This window comes from Faecalibacterium sp. AF10-46 (genome assembly GCF_003604105.1).
In the GTDB taxonomy this organism is placed as follows: domain Bacteria; phylum Bacillota; class Clostridia; order Oscillospirales; family Ruminococcaceae; genus Faecalibacterium; species Faecalibacterium taiwanense.
Window position 1 is genome coordinate 95610 of sequence record NZ_QVGY01000007.1, and the last position, 20955, is coordinate 116564.

Genomic DNA, 20955 nt, shown 5'->3' on the forward strand with positions numbered 1-20955 from the left:
AGGCTCCCCTACATCGGCGTTAGCAACGCGTATGAAATCTAAAGCAACAGCGACTTCAAGTGATCAATTACTTGAACTTGCGCTTGCGGGCTGCTTCGGACTTCTTCTTGCGCTTGACAGACGGCTTCTCGTAAGCCTCGCGCTTACGGACCTCTGCGAGCACACCGCTGCGAGCGGTGCTGCGCTTGAAGCGACGCAGTGCGCTTTCCAGCGACTCGCCCTCTTTAACACGAATTTCCGACATCTTATTCCCTCCCTTGGACCGTGAGGCAGGAATTTCGTTGTTACATGGTAACTAACAGTAGACAGTATAGCGCATTTTCTCCGGTTCGTCAACCTTTTTTTGAAAGTTTTTTGCGCAAAATCTTTGAAAAGATTTTGAATAAACGTTCCCGGGTGTTTTATGCGCCAGTCCGCCTCTGCGGGTAGTTGTATATCCAGCCTTTCGGCAGGGTATCGGTTGGTTTAGCCCTTGACAGCCAGATTGACCAGACGGCCCTTGACGTAGATCTCCTTGACCAGCTGCTTGCCTTCCAGAGCGGCAGCAACAGCGGGGTCAGCCTTGGCGGCGGCGATAGCGGCAGCAGCGTCAATGTCGGCAGCCACCTTCAGGCGGGCCTTCACCTTGCCGTTCACCTGCACAGCGATCTCCACTGTGCTTTCCACGCACTTGGCCTCTTCGTACTTGGGCCAGGGGTAGTAAGCCAGCTGCTCATCGTGGCTGTGGCCCAGCTTCTCCCACAGCTCTTCGGTCATGTGGGGAGCAAACGGGTTCAGCAGCTGAACAACGGTCTCCAGCTCGGCCTTGGTCGCGCCGCCGTTGTCGTACAGGGCATTCACCAGCGTCATGAGCTGGGCAATGGCGGTGTTCATCTTCAGGGTCTCGATGTCAGCGCCCACCTTCTTGATGGTCTGGTGCATCAGGGTCTCGACCTGCGGACGATAGCCCTCGCCCTCCACCAGCTTGTCGGACAGTGCCCACACGCGGTCCAGGAAGCGGTTGCAGCCTGCAATGGCAGAGGTCTGCCACGGTGCAGCCTGCTCAAAGTCGCCCATGAACATCTCGTACAGACGCATGGTGTCGGCACCGTACTGGTCCACCACCTCGTCCGGATTGATGACGTTGCCCAGAGACTTGGACATCTTCACGATGGGGTGGCGTGCCATTTCGCCGTACTTTTCTTCCAGAGCCTTTTCAGCGGCCTTCTGGCTGCCGTACTCCTTCAGCAGCTTATCCTGCTCCTCAGCGGGCAGGTTGACAAAGCTGTGGGGGTTCAGGCCCAGGATCATGCCGTGAGCGGTGCGCTTCTGGTAGGGTTCCGGAGAAGGCACAGCGCCGATATCATACAGGAACTTATGCCAGAAACGGCTGTACAGCAGATGCAGGGTGGTGTGCTCCATGCCGCCGTTGTACCAGTCCACCGGAGACCAGTATTCCAGAGCTTCCTTGGAAGCAATGGCATCCTTGCAGTGGGGGTCCATGTAGCGCAGGAAGTACCAGGAAGAACCGGCCCACTGGGGCATGGTGTCAGTCTCGCGGGTAGCGGGGCCGCCGCAGCAGGGGCAGGTAGTCTTGACCCAGTCCTTGTGGCGGGCCAGCGGAGATTCTCCGTCCGGACCCGGCTCAAAATCGGTGATGTCCGGCAGGGTCAGAGGCAGGCTGCTCTCGGGCAGGGGCTGCCAGCCGCACTTTTCACACTTGACCATGGGGATGGGCTCGCCCCAGTAACGCTGACGGCTGAACACCCAGTCGCGCAGCTTGTAGTTGACCTTATCGCAGCCCTTGCCGTTTGCCTCCAGCCAGTCGATCATCTTTTTCTTTGCATCGGTGACGGACAGGCCGTTCAGGAAGCCGGAGTTGACCAGCGTGCCGGTGGCCACATCGGTAAAAGCGGCTTCGTCCAGATTAGAGGGGGTATTGCCCTTGACCACCTCGATGATGGGCAGGCCGAACTTCTTGGCAAACTCCCAGTCACGGGTATCGTGAGCGGGCACAGCCATGATGGCACCGGTGCCATAGGTGGACAGAACGTAATCCGAAATAAAGATGGGGATCTCGGTATCATTGACCGGGTTGATGCCCATGACGCCTTCCAGCTTGACACCGGTCTTTTCCTTGTTCAGCTCGCTGCGCTCAAAGTCGCTTTTGCGGGCTGCCTCGGCCTGATAGGCCTTGACGGCATCGGCATTCTTGAGGATGCCCTTGTCCAGCCATTCCTTGACCATAGCGTGCTCCGGAGAAACGACCATGTAGGTGGCACCAAACAGGGTGTCACAGCGGGTGGTGTACACGGTCAGGGTATCGCCTGCGGTGGTGCCGAAGTTGACCTCTGCGCCGTGGCTGCGGCCGATCCAGTTCTTCTGCTGGGTGGCAACGCGCTCAATGTAATCCAGACCGTCCAGACCATCGATCAGCTTATCGGCATAAGCGGTGATCTTGAGCATCCACTGGCTCTTGACGCGGTGAACGACCTCGCTGCCGCAGCGCTCACACACGCCGTTGACAACTTCCTCGTTGGCCAGCACGCACTTACAGCCAGTGCACCAGTTGACGTTCATTTCCTTCTTGTAAGCCAGACCATGCTTATACAGCTGCAGGAAGATCCACTGGGTCCACTTGTAGTACTCGGGGTCGGTGGTATTGATCTCGCGGTCCCAGTCAAAGGAGAAGCCCAAAGCCTTCAGCTGGCTGCGGAAGTGGTCCACATTGTTCTTGGTAACAATGGCCGGGTGGATGTGGTTCTTCATGGCAAAGTTCTCAGTGGGCAGGCCAAAAGCGTCCCAGCCCATGGGATACAGCACATTGTAGCCGTTCTGACGGCGCTTGCGGCTGACCACGTCCAGCGCGGTGTAGCTGCGGGGATGGCCTACATGCAGGCCGGCACCCGACGGATACGGGAACTCGACCAGTGCATAGAACTTGGGTTTTTTGTGGTCGATCTCAACATGGAAGGTCTTTTCGTCCTCCCACACCTTCTGCCACTTGGCTTCAACAGCCTTGTAATCGTACTTCATGTTTGTAATCAGCTCCAGACTTTACTTTTGCATATACCGTAATTGGAATGATTTATGCTACAGGCTGCCTGCCGCAAAAGGCAGGGCCGTTCTGCCTTATTCGACAGTGCTATCCGGGGTAAGGTACTCGGAAATATCAATGGGTTCGCCGTCTGCCCACAGGTGCTCCAGATCGTAGTAGGTGCGGGTGTTGGGCACGAATACGTGCACGATGACGTTGGAATAATCCAACAGCACCCAGTTCTTGGAGTCGTAACCCTCCGTGCTGTAGGGCTCCAGACCCTTCTGGGAAAGCTCGTACTCCACCTCATCGGCCAGAGCCGCCACCTGCGTGGTGGAGGTGCCGGACGCGATAACGAAGTAATCTGTGAGCACGGTCAGGCTTTCCACCTTGAGCACGCGCACATCGTGGGCCTTTTTCTTATCCAGGATCTTTGCGATCTCAATGGCAAGCGCCTTGCTGTCGTTGAAGTTCTCCATATGTTTTTCCTTTCTGTCAGTTTCAGTTTGCGGAGCCTGCCGCCTGACCATCGGTGGTAACAGCGCCTTCAAGGTCTGTATCGCCGCTCAGGATGGCATCGTCCGACTCCTTATCGATGCGGCCCATATACTGCACGTTGGCATCGGTGGATGCACTGCCGTGGGGCCACTCGTCGGTGACAAGGTTCATTTCGCTCACATCAATGGGGCCGGTGTAGGTGCAGAAATACTGGTTGAGCAGGTTTGCAATGGAACCCGCATCCGGCACCACGCAGGAGTAACCGGCAAAGGTGTCGGTCTTGCCCACGTTGGGCACGCCCATGAACACCGGTGTCTGCGCCAGAATGATGTTGGAGCTGTCGAGCTTGAGGAAAGACACCACCAGCTTTGCAATGGTGGAAATGTCCATATCCGTCTTGATATAGTTCTTGAACACCAGCGGCAGCTGGTTCAGGATATCGGTAACGCCCATGGCGCGGGCACGCTTGAACAGGCCGGCATAGAAATAGCGCTGCATGTTCAGGCGGTCGATATCGGAATTGGCGTAGCCGTCGCCGTGGCGGCAGCGCACAAAGAACTCTGCCGATGCACCGTCCAGATTGCGGTAGCCCTTGAGCAGCTTGCTGCCGCCGTAGGACATATCGTGGGGGATATACACCTCAATGCCGCCAAAGTTATCCACCATATCCACCAGTGCCTGCATGTCCACCGTCACATAGTAATCGATGGGCAGCCGGAACTGATCGTAGATGACATCGGCCAGAGCGGCGATGCTGCCGCCATTGGAGATTGCCACCGAGTTGATCTGATAATTCGTGGCGGCGTAGGTCTTGCCATTGGAAAGGGTGATTTTTTTGTTCTTGGTGGTGACAAGGCTGTTGCGGGGGATCTGCAGCATCCGCAGTGCACCGTTCTTGATGTCGAACTGCACGTACAGGATCATATCGGTCATGCCATCATTGGAAGTGGGGTCGTTGGAATAACTGCGTCCCTCTTCATAGTCGATGCCGCAGACCAGAATGTTCACCACATCGCCCTTGTATTCCTCGGCTGTCTTGACCTCTTCCTCAATGGTAGGGGTGCTGTCGTCCGGGCGGATGCTGTCCTCCACCTTGTTTACAAGGCTGACTCCGTACACCACCACACCGGAGATCACCGCGATGATGGCCATGACCACTGCAAAAGGCAGCCAGAGGGGCATTTTCTTTTTCTTTTTGCGGCGGCGCGGCGGCTCCTGCCCTGCTCCCTGTGCCGGGCGGCGCGGCGGCTCATTGTGTGCACCGCCTGTGCTCTGCTTTGCATCCGTGCTGGACGCAGCGTGGCGCGGTGCGGCTGCTGCCGGATCCGGCCGGTTCAGAGAACGCGAAGTATTGATATGGCGTGGCGTCTGGCTCATGCTTTTTTGTATCCTCCAGATTTTCGCGGTCCTGCAAAAAAATGTTCCTGCAGACCTGTCATGCTCTTAAGTATAGCATTATCCGACGAAATCTGCAATCCGTTTTCTGTTTCCGCTTGTTTCAGAGCAGCTGTGCTCTCACCGTTCATTCTTCCCGCTGCGGGCCAGGATATCCTCATAGGCCGCCTTGGACATCGGGTCCAGAGGTTTTCCCTGCGAGAGCACGAAATCGTTGGTCTGCTTCAGCGCGGCCAGCATGGCGGCATCCAGATTCTTTTTTTCCAGCTTGCGCAGCTTTTCCACTCCGGGCCAGTCCCGCTCCGCGCTGGTCATATCGGCCAGATACAAAATTTTGTCAAGCCGGGTCATGCCGGGTTTGCCCGCCGTGTGGCAGGCAATAGCGCTAAGCACCGCTTCGTCGGTCACACCCCACTGGGTGCGGGCCAGAATGGCGGCGCACACGCCGTGCCACACCGGGGCCGGGCGCTCTTCGCCGCCCTCTGCATACTGGGGGTAAGCGCGCAGGATCTCGCGCATCTCATCCTTGCTGATCTCCTTGGCCGAGTCGTGCAGCAGGGCTGCCAGCGCGGCCCGCTCCTCGTCCTCACCGTAGATCTTTGCCAGCTTGACGGCCATTTTTTTCACATTCAAGGTATGCTCATAGCGCTTATCGCTCAAGCGGCCGCGCACAAGCTCCTTTGCCTGTTTGAGGTTCATTGGCTGATACTTCCTTTTTGTAGAGTTTCTCCCGGCGGATGACCGCCCGCACCGCCTCCGGCAGCTCAGCTTCACACCCTTCGCCTGCAGCCAGACGGGTGCGGATGTCGCTGCTGGCCATGGGCAGCGCCTGTACCGGTGCAAACAGGATACGTGCCCCGGTGGGGTCCAGCCGGAGAGCCTTTGCGTGCAGCTCGGGGTCGTCGCCCACATGGCGGCTGGTGACCACCAGATGGGCAAGGCGCAGGATATCCTGCCAGCGGTGCCAGCCGTCAAAGCTCAGCAGCATATCGCTACCAATGGCAAGGTACAGCTGTGCCCCGGGGTAGTCCCGGGCCAGTTTTTCCACCGTGAGCACCGTATAGTTGCGGTTTCCGGCAGCGGCCTGCTCGATCTCCCAGCCGCTGACCTCCAGCTGCGGGATCGTGTCCGCATCCTCTTCCAGTGCATGGAAGCAGCTGCACATTTCCAGCCGCAGTGCGCCCGGCGCAGAGGTCTTCTGCTTGAAGGGCGAAAGCCCGGCAGGCATCACCACCACCTTATCCGGTTGCACGCGGGCAGCGGCAGCGCGCAGATTGTTCAGGTGGCCGTTATGGGGCGGGTCAAATGTACCGCCGTAGAGAAGAACTTTCATTTTTACTTCAGCAGATCAGCGTAGGCGCTGTCCTTTTTCTTCTGCAGATACAGCACGAACTTGGAGCCGATCACCTGTACACAGTCGGCACCGGTGGCCTCAGCCAGCTTGACCGAAGCTTCACGGGCATTGTACATGCTGTTTTCCAGCACCTTGAGCTTGATGAGCTCACGGGCATCCAGACAGTCCTTCACGCCCTGGATCATGGTCTCGTCGATCTCGCCCTTACCCACGATGAAAACGGGGTCCATGGTGTTTGCCTTGCCGCGCAGAATGGCGCGCTGTTTGCTTGTCAGCATAGTTTTTCTCCTTTATTTTGAGGTTGATATTTCGATAAAGAAACGATTTAAAATTGTCTCCGCTTGCGCTCTGACAATATCAGCGGAATTTCTATGATTTTTTGTAAAATTGAAAAATCTGCGGATTTTTCAATTTTACTTTTTCACAGGATGGGGCGTATCTGCCAGCGTCCTCGCCCTCTCAGGCGCTTTCGCGCCAGCTCTCCCAAAGGGAGAGCCTCTGGCGAGGAGATAAAGTTTGTGGTTTTGCCAAGGCCTCTCCCTTTGGGAGAGGTGCCGAACAACGTGAGGCGGAGAGGGCGAGCCCGTTTCAGGTTTACAATCATTTCAGCCTGATCTCCACTTTTCCAGACACCTGTGCGATGACGCCTTCTTCCTTGGCTGCACTCAAAAACCCCGGCAGCTGCTGTTCCAGCGCTGCCAGCGCGTTGCCGCGGTGGCTGATGGCATCCTTTTCGTCCGGGGTCAGCTGGGCGTAGCTGCGGCCCTCTGTGTTGGGGCACTTATCGTGCTTTCCCACGCCGCAGTCGGTGGGGATGAACAGCGGGTCGTAGCCAAAGCCGTAGTCCCCGCATAGCCGCTCAAAGGCGATGCTGCCCGGGCACTCGCCCATACAGGTCAGATGCCGCCCATCCGGCAGGATGAAACACACCGCGGACACGAACTTTGCACCCCGCTGCCCGGCAGGCACAGCCTGCATGACATCCAGAAGCTTGTCGTTGTTGGCTTCGTCGTCGCCGTGGCGGCCGCAGTAGCGGGCGCTGTACACGCCGGGCGCACCGCCCAGCGCATCTACGCACAGGCCGGAGTCATCGGCGATGGTGGGCAGACCGCATGCCTTGCAGATGGTTTCAGCCTTGATGAGGGCGTTCTCGGCAAAGGTGGTGCCGGTCTCCTCCGGCTCGATGGTGATGCCCAGCTGCTTCTGGCTGACCACCTCGTGGCCCTGCGCTTCCAGAATGCGGCGCAGTTCGCAGAGCTTTCCGGCGTTGCCGGTAGCTGCACAAATTTTCATGCTGCGACCCTCCTTAGTGCTTCCACTGGCGCGGGAGCAGCTCTTCCACAAAGCCCTCCGGGGTAAAGGGCAGCAGGTCGTCGATGCCCTCGCCCACGCCGATGAAGCGCACCGGCAGGCCCAGACGCTGCTTGACCGCCACCACGCAGCCGCCCTTGGCGGTGCCGTCCAGCTTGGTCAGGATGATGCCGGTAGCATCTGCAGCCTTGCAGAATTCCTTGGCCTGACTGATGGCGTTCTGGCCGGTGATGGCATCCAGCACCAGCAGCGTTTCAAGGCTGGCTTCCGGGCTGGCCTTCTTGACGCTGCGGCTGATCTTGGAAAGCTCTGCCATCAGGTTTGCCTTGTTGTGCAGACGGCCTGCGGTGTCGGCAATGACCATGTCATAGCCGCGTGCGGTGGCAGACTTTACGGTGTCGAAAATGACAGCCGCCGGGTCTGCGCCCTCGCCTGCGCTGACGATGGGCACACCGGCGCGGTCGGCCCAGATCTCCAGCTGTTCGCTGGCTGCGGCACGGAAGGTATCGCCTGCGGCCAGCATCACCTTTTTGCCCTCGCGGGTGTAGTGATCGGCCAGCTTTGCAATGCTGGTGGTCTTGCCCACGCCGTTCACGCCAATGACCAGAATAACGGCCGGCTTGCCGGAAAGATCCATCTCGGCATCCGGTGTCATTTCCTCGGCAATGATGTCGCGCAGGGCATCCGCCGCCTCTTCGCCGGTCTTCAGGCCCTTTTCGTGCACACGGTCGCGCAGCTTGTCCACCAGACGCACGGCCACCTCGCCGCCCACATCCGCAAGGATGAGCTGCTCTTCCAGATCATCGTACATATCATCGTCGATGACGCTACCGGTGAGGGTGTTGAGGATATTGCCCCAGAAACCGGTGCGGGTCTTTTCCAGACCCGTTTTCATTTTTTCCTGTTCTTTTTCTTTGTTTTTCTTGCCAAATCCGAAGAACCCCATGGTGTCCTCCTATCTTTTTCTTTAATATATATCAGGAAACCAGCGTTGCGTCAACCTGTTCCAGATCAAGCTTGAGCAGCTTGGACACGCCGTCCTCCTGCATGGTAACGCCGTAAAGCACATTCGCGGCTTCCATTGTGCCGCGGCGGTGGGTGATGACGATGAACTGGGTCTTGTCGCTCACCCGGCGTAAGTACTGGGCAAACCGCACCACATTGGCATCGTCCAGAGCGGCTTCGATCTCGTCCAGAATACAGAACGGGGCCGGGTTGACCGCCAGAATGGCAAAGTAGATGCTGATGGCCACCAGCGCCTGCTCGCCGCCGGAAAGTGCTTCCAGATTCTTGATCACCTTGCCCGGCGGTGCCACCCGGATGCCGATGCCGCAGGAGAGCACATCGCTTTCATCCTCCAGCACAAGGCTGGCTTCGCCGCCGCCGAACAGCTCGGTAAATACACGGCCAAAGTTTTCGTTGATGGCGCGGAAGCTGTCGGAGAAGATCTCCCGCATCTGTGCCGAAAGCTTGGAGATCATGCGGGTCAGCTCATTGCGGCTTTCCTCCACATCGGTCACCTGATGCATCAGGGCATCGTAGCGGGCCTTGACCTCCTTGTATTCCTCGATGGCGCTCACATTCACGCTGCCAAGGGCGCGAATTTTGCCGCGCAGGTCGGCCACCTGTGCGCGCAGGGCCGTCAGGCTTTCAAACTCCACGCAAAGGTTCTCTGCCTGACTGACCGAGAGCTGGTATTCATCCCACAGCTTTGCCACGGTCTGGTCGTACTCGGTCTCGGCAGCGGCCTTGCGCTCTGCAAGGCGGGCCATCTCGCGCCCCATTTCCTCGCGGCTGTCGGAGGAAGTGCGCGCCCGGCTCAGTGCCGCTGTTTCAGCCTGCTGGCGTTCCAGCCGCTGTTCGGTGGCTTCCCGGATTGCCTTTTCTTTTTGGGCGATCTCGGTCTGGCTGTCGGACTTTGCCTGCCGGATGGCCGCAATTTCTGCCCGGCAGCTCTCGCTGCGCTGTGCCAGTGCCGCAAGGCTTTCTTCCAGCGTGGCGCGGCGGGCAGCGGCATCCTGTGCCCGCTGTTCCAGCGCCGCGATCTGGCTGTAGGCCAGCTCTGCATCCTTCTGGCGGGTCACCTGTTCCAGCCGCTTTGCGCTGAGCTTTTGGCTCAGTTCTGTCTGCTGGGCCACAAAGTTGTCGTCGCCTTCGGCAATTCGGTTCATCTCCGCCGTCAGCTGGTCGATCTTTGCCGTCAGCCGGGCCTGCAGGCTGGCAGCTTCCTCTGCTTTGCCGCGGCTCTCTGTCAGGGCCGCCTGCAAAGCGTCGATCTGCTGCTGGCCGTTGCTGCGGGCCGTTTCCAGCTGGGCGGCAGCAGCTTCCAGCCGCTTCTGCTCTGCTTCGGCGCGCACTTTGTCGTTGGCGGCTGTGAGCTGCTCACTTTCCGTGGCGGTCAGCTCCGCCTGCAAAGCGTCCACCTGCTCTTTGCAGCGGTCGGTCTTTTCCTGTGCAGCAAGGCAGTCTTTTTGTAGCTTGGCCGCTTTCACCCGCAGCTCTTCCATCTCCTGCTTGCGGGTGAACAGGCCCGCGCTGCGCTGGACGCTGCCGCCGGTAAAGCTGCCGCCTGCATTGATCACCTGACCATCCATGGTCACGACCTTGCTGCGAAAGCCGTTGTCCCGCGCCGCGCGAGAAGCTTCGTTGATGTCGTCCACCACGATGATGCGGCCCAGCAGGTTGGATACGATGTTCTCATACCGGCGGTCGGCCTGCACCAGACTGGAGGCAAGCCGTGCCGTACCGGAGAGTCGGCCACGGAACACGCCGGGCTGGACGGTATCCAGCGGCAGGAAGGTGGCGCGGCCCGCATTGTCATTGCGCAGCATGGCAATGGCCGCTTTGGCAGCGGCTTCGTTCTCTACCACGATGTTCTGCAGCGCACCGCCCAGAGCCGTTTCCACAGCCACTTCACAGCCCGGCTCCACCTTTAAGATGGCAGACACCGGCCCGATGATGCCCCGCAGGCGGCGTGCACCGGCAGCACGCATGACGGCCTTGACCGAGTTTTGGTAGCCGTCCATGTTCTTTTCCAGTTCCCGCAGCACGGAAAGGCGCTGGCGGGCCGCATCCAGCTCACGGCCAAGGCGCTGCTCTGCTGCGTCGGCATCGTCCAGCGCAGCCTTGCGGCCTTTCAGCTTGAGTTCCACGCCGGAACGGACATTTTCCAGCTGCTTCTCGTTTTCTTCCAGCATCCGGCGATACTTGATGGTGTCGTCCAGATCCTGCTTTGCTTCGTCCCGCTGGGCGGTGCTTTCCTGCACGCTCTGCTCAAGGGCAGGCAGGCGCTGGCGGGCTGTTTCCCCGGCAGCTTCGGCAGCGGCCTGCGCCACCTGTGCTTCGGTGCGCCGGGCTGTCAGGCCGGCAAGTTCTGCTTTCAGGGTATCCTTGCGGGCACCGCTGGCACTGCTGGCATCGGTCAGACGTGCGATCTCCGCGTTCAACGCTTCGATCTCTGCCGCCAGCTTTTCGCCCTCCGCTTCCATGGTCTTTGCCACGGCCCGGTGACGCTGCAAGGCGGCCTGTGCCTCGGTGCTGTCCTGTTCCCCGGCGCTAATCTCTTCCTGCAGGGATGCGGCGCTCTCCTCGTTTCGGAGGATGTCGTTTTCCAGCACAGCGATGCGGCTTTCCGACCCGCTGATCTGCTCGGTGATGCTGCGGATATCCCCATTCAGGCGCTCAACAGCAACCGTAAGCTGCTGTGCCTGCATCCGGATCTCCTCAGCCTCCTGCTCGGCGGCTTTCGTCTCCCGGTCAAAGCGCTCGTAGTCGGCCTGTGCTGTCTCGTAGTCCCGCACCTGCTGGCGCACGGCTTCGCGCGCGCGGTGCACACCGTCGGTCCACAGGGTCACTTCCAGCGTTTTGCGCTGTGCGGCCAACTCGAGGAACTTTTCTGCCTTGGCGCTCTCTTTTTCCAGCGGGCCTACCCGGCTTTCCAGCTCGCCAAGGATGTCCCGCAGGCGTTCAAGGTTTTCGCCCGCCGCAGCAAGGCGGCGTTCCGCCTCGGTCTTGCGGTAGCGGTACTTGGCAATGCCGCAGGCTTCCTCAAAGATCTCGCGGCGCTCACTGCTTTTTGCGGCCACGATCTCCGCAATGCGGCCCTGCCCGATCACCGAGTAGCCGTCGCGGCCAATGCCGGTATCCAGCAAAAGTTCGTACACATCCTTCAACCGGCACACCTGCCCGTTGATGGTATACTCGCTGTCGCCAGAGCGGTAATATTTGCGGCCAATGGTCACTTCGTCCGCATCCACATCAAAGGTGTGGTCTGCGTTATCCAGCGTCAGCCGCACCTGCGCAAAGCCCATGGCTCCGCGCCGCCGGGTGCCGCCGAAGATCACGTCCTCCATCTTGCCTGCCGCGCGCAGCTGGCGGGAGCTGGTCTCGCCCAGCACCCAGCGCACCGCGTCCGAAAGGTTCGACTTGCCGGAGCCGTTGGGACCCACCACACCGGTAACGCCTGCGTCGAACCGAATTTTAACTTTATCGGGAAAGCTCTTGAAGCCCTGGATCTCCAGTTCCTTGAATACCATTTACTTTTCCTTTATCACGCCCAGCAGCTTGAGCGCTTCTTTTGCGGCGCACTGCTCAGCGGCCTTTTTGCTGCGGCCTTCGCCACGGGCCACGCGGTCAGAGTTGAACCGCACAGCCACCACGAAATGCTTGTCGTGATCTGGGCCGGACTCGCTTTCTACTACATAGCTCAACCGCTCTTCCGGGTTCTGCTGCACGATCTCCTGCAGGCGGGTCTTGTAGTCGGCCTCGGCGTGCTTGCCCTCGGTGATAAAGGGCAGGATAAAGCTGCGGGCCACATCCATGCCGCCATCCAGATACAAAGCCGCGATCAGCGCTTCAAACGCATCGGACACAACGCTGGGGCGGTTGCGTCCGCCGCAGCGCTCTTCGCCGCGGCCAAGGCGCAGGTATTCGCCCAGATCGATCTCCTGCGCGAACTGGAACAGGGCCCCCTCGCTGACAAGGCTGGCGCGGATGCGGGTCAGATCGCCCTCCGGCCGGTCGGCATAGGCGTGGAACAGATAATCTGCCGAGACGATCTGCAGCACGCTGTCGCCCAGAAATTCCAGCCGCTCGTTGTGCTTGACCGGGGTGCGGCTCTCGTTGGCATAGCTGGTATGGGTGAGCGCGATCTCCAGCAGCTCCGGGTTTTTGAACTTATAACCAATAATTGTTTCCAACTGATGGCTCATATGTTTTAGCTCCCTTATTGATGGTCAGCATCCTCGCCCTCTCAGGCTCACGTCCGTTCGCCAGCTCCCCCAAAGGGGGAGCCCTTGGCAAATCGATGCAGTCTGCACGAACTGCCAAAGCCTCTCACTCTGGGAGAGGTGGCATTGCAAAGCAATGACGGAGAGGGCAAGCCCGCTTCCCTTATTCCTCAGTTTTCTGTGCCGCAGCCAGCTCGTCCAGCGCAGACTGCATGGTGCCGCACAGATCGTTCTCCACGCAGATCTTTGCCTGACGGATGGCGTTCTTGATTCCCTTGGCCTTGGAAGAGCCGTGGGCCTTGATGACCGGCTGCTTGGCCCCCAGGAAAGGTGCGCCGCCGTACTCCTCGCTGTCCATCTGGTGCTTCAGGTCTGCTACGCTGCCCTTGAGCAGCAGATAGGCCAGCTTGCCGCCGAGGTTTGCGAGGAACATTTGTTTCAGCATGCCCAGCAGCATTTTCGCCACGCCCTCGGTCAGCTTGAGGATCACATTGCCGGTGAAGCCATCGCACACCACCACGTCCACCTCGCCACCCGGCACATCGCGGGGCTCGATGTTGCCCACAAAGCGGACGCCGGGGGTGGTTTTCAGCAGCTGGTGTGCTTCCTTGAGCATGGGGGTGCCCTTGCTCTCCTCCGCACCGTTGTTGGCCAGCGCCACGCTGGGGCTGCAGCGGCCTTCCACCTTGTTCACATAGCAGCTGCCCATGACAGCGAACGCCGCCAGCATCTCGGGGCGGCACTCCACATTGGCACCACAGTCCAGCAGCAGATAAGCCTGCTTTTTGGCGGGCACCATGGTAGCCAGAGCCGGGCGCTTGACACCCTTGAGGGTGCGCACGATGAGACTTGCGCCCACATGCAGCGCACCGGTGCTGCCGGCGGAAACAAAGGCATCGCCCTTGCCGTCTTTCAGCATGTTCAAGCCCACCACGATGGAGGAATCCTTCTTCTGGCGGATGGCGCGGGCAGGCTCATCGCACATGTCGATGACCTCGGTGCAGTTCACCAGCTCAATGCCGTCCAGCGGGATGCTGTTTTCCTGTGCGGTTCTGCGCACCAGAGCTTCGTCGCCCACACCGACGACGGTGATGCCGTACTCTTTCACGGCCTGTGCGGCACCCTCCAGCACAGCCAGAGGGGCGTTGTCGCCGCCCATCATATCCACGATAATCTTCATAGCTTTTCTCCCTTCTTAAAGAGAAGTTTCATCCAGCCAGTACTGGAAGCTGGCAACAGCGCGCTGGGCCTGTGCCATGTAACGCAGGCGCTTGTCCCGCGGGCGGCTCTCCTCCGGCAGCGGAGGAAGGATGCCCATATTCGCGCCCATGGGCTGGAAGTGCTTGTTCTCGGTAGTCAGGTACTGCACCAGTGCGCCGCACATGGTGTCGGCAGGCGGGGCGGGCAGTTCCTTTCCTTCCAGCCGGGCATACAGGCTGCGGGCCGCCAGCAGGCCGCAGGCAGCGCTTTCCATATAGCCCTCAAAGCCGGTGATCTGGCCCGCAAAGAACACATTGGGGTGTTCTTTCAGGCACAGCTGGGCGCTGAGCACCCGGGGCGCATCGAGGAAGGTGTTGCGGTGCATGACACCGTACCGCACGAACTCGGCATTTTCCAGCCCGGGGATCATGCTGAACACCCGCTTCTGTTCGCCCCACTTGAGGTTGGTCTGGAAGCCCACGATGTTGTACAGGGTGCGTTCCTTATTTTCGGCCCGCAGCTGTACATTGGCCCACGGACGGTGGCCGGTGTTGGGATTCACAAGGCCCACCGGGCGCAGCGGGCCGAAGCGCATGGTGTCGGCACCCCGGGCGGCCATGATCTCGATGGGCATACAGCCCTCGTAGACCGTGACGGTGTCGGCCTTTTTGCCGTGGGCATCCGGGTCGGGCTGAGCAGACTGCTCGGCCCCGGTGTCAAAGTCGTGCAGCGGGGCACGCTCTGCCGAAGCGAGAGCCGCGTGGAATTTCTCGTACTCTTCCTTGTTGAAAGGGCAGTTCAGGTAGTCGGCCTCGCCCCGGTCATAGCGGGAGGCGGCAAACACCTTGTTGTAGTCCAGACTTTCAGCGGTGACGATGGGGGCCACGGCATCGTAGAAGTGCAGCCGCTCGTCACCGGTCAAGGCCCCGATCTCATCGGCCAGTGCGCCGTCGGTCAGGGGACCGGTGGCCACCAGAACGGGGGCAGTCTCATCAATGTGCTCCACCTGCTCCCGGTGGACGGTGATATTCTCACAGCTTTCCACCATGCGGGTCACTTCGGCGCTGAATGCGTCGCGGTCCACCGCCAGCGCACCGCCAGCGGCCACGCGGGCCGTCTCGGCGGCGTTGAGCAGCTGGCTGCCCATCCGGCGCATTTCTTCCTTCAGCAGGCCGGAAGCAGAGTCCAGCCGTTCGGCTTTCAGGCTATTGGAGCAGATCAGCTCTGCAAAGCCTGCGCTTTTGTGTGCGGGCGAAAAATGCACGGGCTTCTGTTCGTACAGGTCTACCTGCACGCCCTTGCCAGCCAGCCAGAGGGCGGCTTCACAGCCCGCAAGACCAGCGCCCAGCACGGTTACTTGATAGTTCATAGTTTTATCCTTTTAGTCCTTTTTCGGCACCGGCATCTCGTAGCCGCAGCCTTCCTTTGCGCAATACAGCTTGGAGCCTTTGCGGAACATGGTGCTGCCGCACTTGGGGCACTTGGTGGGCACCGGCATGTCCCATGTCATAAAGTCGCAGTCCGGGTAGCGCTCGCAGCCATAATAGATGCGGCCCTTGGAGCTTTTGCGCTCCAGCATACGGCCCTTGCCGCACTTGGGGCAGATGCCGCCGGTATCCTTGACCAGCCGCTTGGTGCCCCGGCACTCCGGGAAGCCGCTGCAGGCCAGGAACTTGCCGTACTTGCCCACCTTGATGACCATGGGCCGGCCGCACAGGTCGCACACCTCACTGGAAGGCTCGTCCGGCACCTTTACCTTTTTGCCTTCCATGTTCTTTTCGGCCTGCTCGAGGCTTGCCGCAAAGCCCTGATAGAAGTCGTCCACCGTCTTGTGCCAGTCAGCCTTGCCGCTCTCGATCTTATCCAGATTCTTTTCCATCTGGGCGGAGAAGTCCACATCCACGATGTGGGGGAACTGCTCCAGCATCAGCCCATCCACAGCCCGGCCCAGCAGGGTGGGCTTGAGCTTTTTCTGGTCGCGCTCCACATAGCCGCGGTCGATGATGGTGGTGATAATGGGTGCGTAGGTGGAAGGACGACCGATGCCGTTTTCTTCCAGTGCCTTGATGAGGGTCGCTTCAGTGTAGCGGGCGGGCGGCTGGGTGAACTTCTGCTCGCTCTTCAGGTCGCGCAGCTTCAGCACCTGACCCTGTTCCAGCGGGGGCAGGGCGGTCTCCTTCTTTTCCTTTTCGTCGGTGGCTTCCTCGTACAGGACGGTGAAGCCGTCAAAGGTAACGGTATAGCCGCTGGCCTTGAAACGGTAGTCCGCCGCGCTGACCGTGACGGACACGGTGTCCTGCTGGCAGTCTGCCATCTGGCTGGCCATGAAGCGGCTCCAGATCATGCGGTAGAGCTTTGCTGTGTCGCCGCTGATGCTCTTGTCCACCTCGTCCGGTGTCAGGGACGGCACCGAGGGGCGGATGGCCTCGTGGGCATCCTGTGCGGCAGTGGCGCTCTTGGTCTTCCATGTGCGCTTGTAGGGGCAGATATAGGCTTCACCGTAGGCCCCTGCGATATATTCCTTTGCGGCGGCAACGGCTTCATCCGAGATGCGCAGGCTGTCGGTACGCATGTAGGTGATCAGACCCATGGTGCCGTGGCCCGCAATGTCCACGCCTTCGTACAGGGTCTGGGCAGCGCGCATCGTGCGGGTGGCCGTAAAGCCCAAGCGGCGGGATGCCTCCTGCTGCAGGGTACTGGTGATAAAAGCCGGAGTGGGCTGCTTTGCCCGCTTGCCCTTTTTCAGCTCTGCCACCACGTACTCGGCCCCTTCCAGACCCTTTTCAATGGCGCGGGCCTCGGCTTCGTTTTTGGGCAGCAGCTTTTTGCCGCTGGCATCGGTGGCCAGCCGGGCGGTAAAACTCTTGTGGCCTGCGCCGAGGGTGGCATCCACATTCCAGTATTCGTCGGGCTTGAAGCTCTCGATCTCCTTTTCGCGGTCATCGATCAGGCGCACGGCCACGCTCTGCACGCGGCCTGCGGAAAGTCCCCGGCGCACCTTGCGCCAGAGGAACGGGCTGAGCTTGTAGCCCACCAGACGGTCCAGTACACGGCGGGCCTGCTGTGCGTTGAACAGATCTTCGTCGATGGCGCGGGGATGGGCCATGCCCTCCTTCACGCCCTTTTTGGTGATCTCGTCAAAGGTCACGCGGTTCGGCTCGTGGGGGTCCAGCCCCAGAATGTTTGCCAGATGCCAGCTGATGGCTTCGCCCTCACGGTCCGGGTCGGTTGCCAGCAGCACGCCGTCTGCGTGTTTGGCCTTGCTCTTCAATTCCTTGATGAGCTTTTCCTTGCCTTTGATGCTGATGTACTGTGGGGCATAGCCGTGCTCCACATCGATGCCCAGCTGGGAAGCGGGCAGGTCACGGATATGGCCCATGCTTGCGGTGACCTCGTAATCATCGCCCAGATACTTGCCAATGGTTTTCGCCTTAGCAGGCGACTCCACGATAACCAGTTTCGCCATTCGAGTTTACTCCCATTTCAAATTTTCTTTCTTCTCTATCAGGAACGCACCGTGCAACTGCACAGTACGGGATTCTCTATTTTTATATCATACCACAGCTGTTGTGTGCTGCGCCAGCAGAAATTATACTATTTTATCACATACCGCTTGCCCGGCATGCACAGCACCCGGCCGGAAAGCTCCAGCTTCATCAGGGTGCCCAGCAGCACCGCTGTGGGCAGGCCGCTGCGCACGCAAAGCTCCTCGATGCCAAAGGGCTGCGGCCCGATGCAGGAAAGCACCTTCCGCTCGTTCTCGCTCAGAGGCTCCGGTTGCTTTGCCGTCACCGCCGCTGCGCTCTGCCGGCGCAGGCCCAGCGGGCCAAGCAGGTCCGCAGCAGAACACACGGCACGCGCTCTGCCGTCCCGCAAAAGGCCGTTTGTGCCTGCGGAATTGGGCGAGTAGATGCTGCCTGGCACCGCGAACACCGGCTTGCCATAGCGTTCGGCGTGAGACACGGTGGACATGGTGCCGCTTTTTTCCTGCGCTTCCACCACCAGCAATGCAGAGCTGAGCGCCGCAATGAGCCGGTTGCGCTGCAAAAATCCATTTGGGCCAACGCCCTCACTGCGGGGCGGGTACTCACTGATCACGCAGCCCTTCTGCTCGATCTTGTGCCGCAGCACCACATTGGCCGCAGGATAGGTGCGGTCAATGGGCACGCCCATCACAGCAATGGTAGGGCAGTTGTTTTTGACAGCAGCGCGGTGCCCGGCGCTGTCCAGCCCGTCCGCAAGGCCGCTGACGATCAAAGCGCCGCTTTGGGCCAGTTCCCCGCCAATGTCCGCCGCTGCGTTCAGGCCGTATTCGGTAGGCTTGCGGCTGCCCACGATGCCCACCGCGCCCGGCTCGTTGAGCCAGAGCGGATCGCCGGTGCAGTAGAGCACCAGCGGCATATCCGGGATGCGGGAAAACGCCAGCGGATAGTCCGGGTCGTCAAACGGCAGGATGCGCACACCCAGATCATCGCACCGCATGACCAGTGCGTGATACTGTTCCGGGTCCAGCTGCTGTGCGCGAAGCGCGGCAGCATCCCCGGCTGCAGCACGGAATTCAGCGGTGTCCCGCGCTTCCCATGCTTCCTGTGCACCGCCAAAGGCATCCAGCACACGGCCCGCGTGAACGCTGGCCGGGCCAAGCACATGGGCCAGCCACAGCCAGCACAGCAGCGGATCCGGGGCAGGCTCCGGCGGGAAAAGGCTGGTCTGCCCTGCAAGGCCGCTCATAGGCTTTCCTCCCGGAAATGCCACAGCAGGATGCTGCCCGCAATGCCGGCGTTCAGGCTTTCCACCCGGTCGGTCATGGGGATGCGCACCGTGCTGCTGCAGGCAGCAATGGTCTCATCGGTCAGGCCCTGACCCTCGCTGCCGATGACGACGCAGATGCCGCCGGGGCAGCTTGCCTGCGCCGCGCTCAGCGGCTGAGACTTGTACAGCGCGGCAGCAAGGCAGGTGATACCCTTTGCGCGCAGCTGGGTGATGGCATCGGGCATGGCACCGGCTTCGATCACCGGGATGCGCACGGCGGCTCCCATGGAAGCGCGCAGGGTCTTGGGGGCATACACACTGGCACAGCCGTCGCTCAGGATCACACCGTCAAAGCCAAAGGCCGCAGCAGAGCGCAGCAGGGTGCCCACATTGCCGGGGTCCTGCACCCGTTCCAGCGCCAGATACCGCCCGCCCGCCTTCACTTCGTCCAGTGTGTGCACCGGGGTGCGGAACACGCCGAACACTCCCTGATGGGTGCCCACATCGGCCAGCTTATCGGCCACATGGTCTTCCACAAGGTAGTGTTCACCGGGCAGCCCGGCAAGCTCCGGGCACTTTGCCATAGCGCTTTCCGTATAAAATAAGGTCTCCAGCTGCGCACCGCGGGCAAGCTCCGGGCAGAGCTTGCGGCCCTCGGCCAGAAAGCGGCCCTCGCTGCGGCGGAATGCCGCGCTGGAAGAAAGGCGGCAGGCGTATTTGATCTTTGCGTTTTCCCGGCTGGTGATTTTTTCGTCCATCGTGTGTATTCAACCTTTCGCTGTACTGTCGTTCAAAAAGTAGTCTGCCGTCTTGTTCAAAAAATGCAAAAAGGGCAGCGTCTGCCACAAAGCGTTCCTGCGGCAGGGCGCTGCCCTGAAAAACATGTTTCCCTGCCGTAAGAACCCCGGATACAAAACGGACGCCCGCGTATACGCGCGGGCGTCACGATTCAAGTTCCTAATCAGGCGTTCTTGACGGTCTCGACCAGAGCTGCAAAGCTCTTGGGATCGTTAATAGCCATCTCAGACAGCATCTTGCGGTTCAGCTCGATGCCAGCCTTCTTCAGACCAGCCATGAAGGTGGAGTAGTTCATGCCCAGAGGACGAACTGCGTTGTTGATGCGGCAGATCCACAGGTTGCGGAACTGACGCTTCTTCATGCGGCGGCCAGCCAGAGCGTAGTTACCGCTCTTCATGACCTGCTGCTTGGCCATCTTAAAGTGCTTGCTCTTGCAGCCGTAGAAGCCCTTGGCCAGCTTCAGCATCTTCTTACGACGTTTGTGAGTCATGGTTGCGCCCTTGATACGTGCCATTTTTTATATCTCCTTTAGTTGTCTCAATAGAATGTGTTTGCCTGCGGCTCGCTCTTAGGCGTAGGGCAGCATGCTCTTGATGGTAGCTGCGTTGGTCTTATCAACGTAGCTGGGCTGACGGTAGCCACGGGTCAGCTTGGTGGTCTTCTTGGTCAGGATGTGGCTGCGGAATGCGTGGCCGCGCTTGATCTTGCCGTTCTTGGTCAGCTTAAAGCGCTTCTTAGCGCCAGAGTGCGTCTTCAGTTTCATCTTAGCCATTTTAGTTTCCTCCTAAAATTAGTCCTTATTGGGTTTCGGGATCAGCAGAATGGACATCGTGCGGCCCTCGAGCACCGGCGGCTTATCGGTGGATGCCTGAGGCAGAGCCTCGGCAAAACGTTTCAGCACGTCTGCGCCCAGAGCACTGTGCGCCATTTCACGGCCGCGGAAGCGGATCGAAACCTTAACCTTGTGGCCAGCTGCCAGAAACTTGGCAGTCTGGTTCAGCTTGGTATTGAAGTCGTTGGTGTCAATGTTGAGCGAAAGGCGGGTCTCTTTAACTTCGACCACCTTCTGGTTCTTCTTGGCTTCCTTCTCCTTCTTCTGCTGTTCAAAACGGTACTTGCCGTAATCCAGCACCTTGCACACAGGCGGAACAGCCTGCGGTGCGATCTTGACCAGATCCAGACCAGCATCTTCAGCAGCGCGCATGGCCACCTGAATGGACACAACGCCCTTCTGCTCGCCGTCTGCACCGATCAGACGGACCTCACGGTCACGGATCTGACCGTTGATCTCCAGTTCCTTCGACTTTCCAGCGGTAGCGATAATGAATGCACCTCCAAACAAAATCCATTTTGTTGCAATATTTGGCATAGAAAACGCGGCCGCCCATTTTCAGGACAGCCGC

Annotated in this window: 19 protein-coding genes; all 19 read right to left on the bottom strand. The window is 59.8% G+C overall.

The genetic code is table 11. From position 1 onward, the window contains the following. Window positions 1-67: 67 nt before the first annotated feature. Window positions 68-244 carry a 30S ribosomal protein S21 gene (rpsU, locus tag DWV57_RS09100; protein WP_005928271.1) on the bottom strand — a complete coding sequence of 59 codons (177 nt, stop codon included), beginning with the start codon at window positions 242-244 and terminating at the stop codon, window positions 68-70. A 221-nt stretch (window positions 245-465) separates the two neighbouring features. Continuing rightward, window positions 466-3015, bottom strand: a complete 2550-nt coding sequence (leuS, locus tag DWV57_RS09105) for a leucine--tRNA ligase (protein ID WP_120020591.1) — start codon at window positions 3013-3015, stop codon at window positions 466-468. A gap of 96 nt (window positions 3016-3111) precedes the next feature. Further along, complete coding sequence (rsfS, locus tag DWV57_RS09110; protein ID WP_118526312.1) at window positions 3112-3495, bottom strand: ribosome silencing factor; 384 nt, start codon at window positions 3493-3495, stop codon at window positions 3112-3114. 22 nt (window positions 3496-3517) lie between these two features. Beyond that, window positions 3518-4891 carry an LCP family protein gene (locus DWV57_RS09115; RefSeq protein WP_243112329.1) on the bottom strand — a complete coding sequence of 458 codons (1374 nt, stop codon included), beginning with the start codon at window positions 4889-4891 and terminating at the stop codon, window positions 3518-3520. A 138-nt stretch (window positions 4892-5029) separates the two neighbouring features. Then, complete coding sequence (gene yqeK / locus DWV57_RS09120; RefSeq protein ID WP_005944360.1) at window positions 5030-5608, bottom strand: bis(5'-nucleosyl)-tetraphosphatase (symmetrical) YqeK; 579 nt, start codon at window positions 5606-5608, stop codon at window positions 5030-5032. Beyond that, window positions 5559-6242 (bottom strand): nicotinate (nicotinamide) nucleotide adenylyltransferase, encoded by a 684-nt coding sequence (gene nadD / locus DWV57_RS09125; RefSeq protein ID WP_120020592.1) that lies wholly within the window; start codon window positions 6240-6242, stop codon window positions 5559-5561. The genes yqeK and nadD overlap by 50 nt, the downstream gene beginning before the upstream one ends. 2 nt (window positions 6243-6244) lie before the next feature. Next, window positions 6245-6541 carry a YhbY family RNA-binding protein gene (locus DWV57_RS09130; RefSeq protein ID WP_005944364.1) on the bottom strand — a complete coding sequence of 99 codons (297 nt, stop codon included), beginning with the start codon at window positions 6539-6541 and terminating at the stop codon, window positions 6245-6247. Window positions 6542-6863: 322 nt separating this feature from the next. Continuing rightward, entirely contained in the window at window positions 6864-7556 is a 693-nt protein-coding gene (gene rdgB / locus DWV57_RS09135; protein ID WP_120020593.1) for an RdgB/HAM1 family non-canonical purine NTP pyrophosphatase, read from the bottom strand. Between the two features lie 13 nt (window positions 7557-7569). Next, the gene (gene ftsY, locus DWV57_RS09140; protein WP_005944371.1) at window positions 7570-8520 is read right to left on the bottom strand and encodes a signal recognition particle-docking protein FtsY; all 951 of its coding nucleotides are present in this window, start codon (window positions 8518-8520) and stop codon (window positions 7570-7572) included. 31 nt (window positions 8521-8551) lie between these two features. Continuing rightward, entirely contained in the window at window positions 8552-12109 is a 3558-nt protein-coding gene (smc, locus tag DWV57_RS09145; protein ID WP_120020594.1) for a chromosome segregation protein SMC, read from the bottom strand. Further along, entirely contained in the window at window positions 12110-12784 is a 675-nt protein-coding gene (gene rnc / locus DWV57_RS09150; protein WP_097776548.1) for a ribonuclease III, read from the bottom strand. A 181-nt stretch (window positions 12785-12965) separates the two neighbouring features. Next, window positions 12966-13982: a phosphate acyltransferase PlsX gene (gene plsX, locus DWV57_RS09155; RefSeq protein ID WP_120020595.1), complete on the bottom strand. Its 1017-nt coding sequence runs from the start codon at window positions 13980-13982 to the stop codon at window positions 12966-12968. A 15-nt stretch (window positions 13983-13997) separates the two neighbouring features. Continuing rightward, the gene (gene trmFO, locus DWV57_RS09160; protein ID WP_120020596.1) at window positions 13998-15371 is read right to left on the bottom strand and encodes a methylenetetrahydrofolate--tRNA-(uracil(54)-C(5))-methyltransferase (FADH(2)-oxidizing) TrmFO; all 1374 of its coding nucleotides are present in this window, start codon (window positions 15369-15371) and stop codon (window positions 13998-14000) included. Between the two features lie 12 nt (window positions 15372-15383). Continuing rightward, window positions 15384-17468, bottom strand: coding sequence for a type I DNA topoisomerase (topA, locus tag DWV57_RS09165; protein ID WP_097776545.1), 2085 nt, complete (start codon window positions 17466-17468; stop codon window positions 15384-15386). Between the two features lie 128 nt (window positions 17469-17596). Next, the gene (dprA, locus tag DWV57_RS09170) at window positions 17597-18733 is read right to left on the bottom strand and encodes a DNA-processing protein DprA (RefSeq protein WP_118526324.1); all 1137 of its coding nucleotides are present in this window, start codon (window positions 18731-18733) and stop codon (window positions 17597-17599) included. Then, window positions 18730-19512 (bottom strand): RNA methyltransferase, encoded by a 783-nt coding sequence (locus tag DWV57_RS09175; RefSeq protein ID WP_120020597.1) that lies wholly within the window; start codon window positions 19510-19512, stop codon window positions 18730-18732. The genes dprA and DWV57_RS09175 overlap by 4 nt, the downstream gene beginning before the upstream one ends. Before the next feature lie 203 nt (window positions 19513-19715). After that, the gene (rplT, locus tag DWV57_RS09180) at window positions 19716-20066 is read right to left on the bottom strand and encodes a 50S ribosomal protein L20 (protein ID WP_005928218.1); all 351 of its coding nucleotides are present in this window, start codon (window positions 20064-20066) and stop codon (window positions 19716-19718) included. Between the two features lie 54 nt (window positions 20067-20120). Continuing rightward, entirely contained in the window at window positions 20121-20324 is a 204-nt protein-coding gene (rpmI, locus tag DWV57_RS09185; protein WP_005928215.1) for a 50S ribosomal protein L35, read from the bottom strand. 18 nt (window positions 20325-20342) lie between these two features. Beyond that, window positions 20343-20921, bottom strand: a complete 579-nt coding sequence (infC, locus tag DWV57_RS09190) for a translation initiation factor IF-3 (RefSeq protein ID WP_005944384.1) — start codon at window positions 20919-20921, stop codon at window positions 20343-20345. Between the last annotated feature and the right edge of the window lie 34 nt (window positions 20922-20955).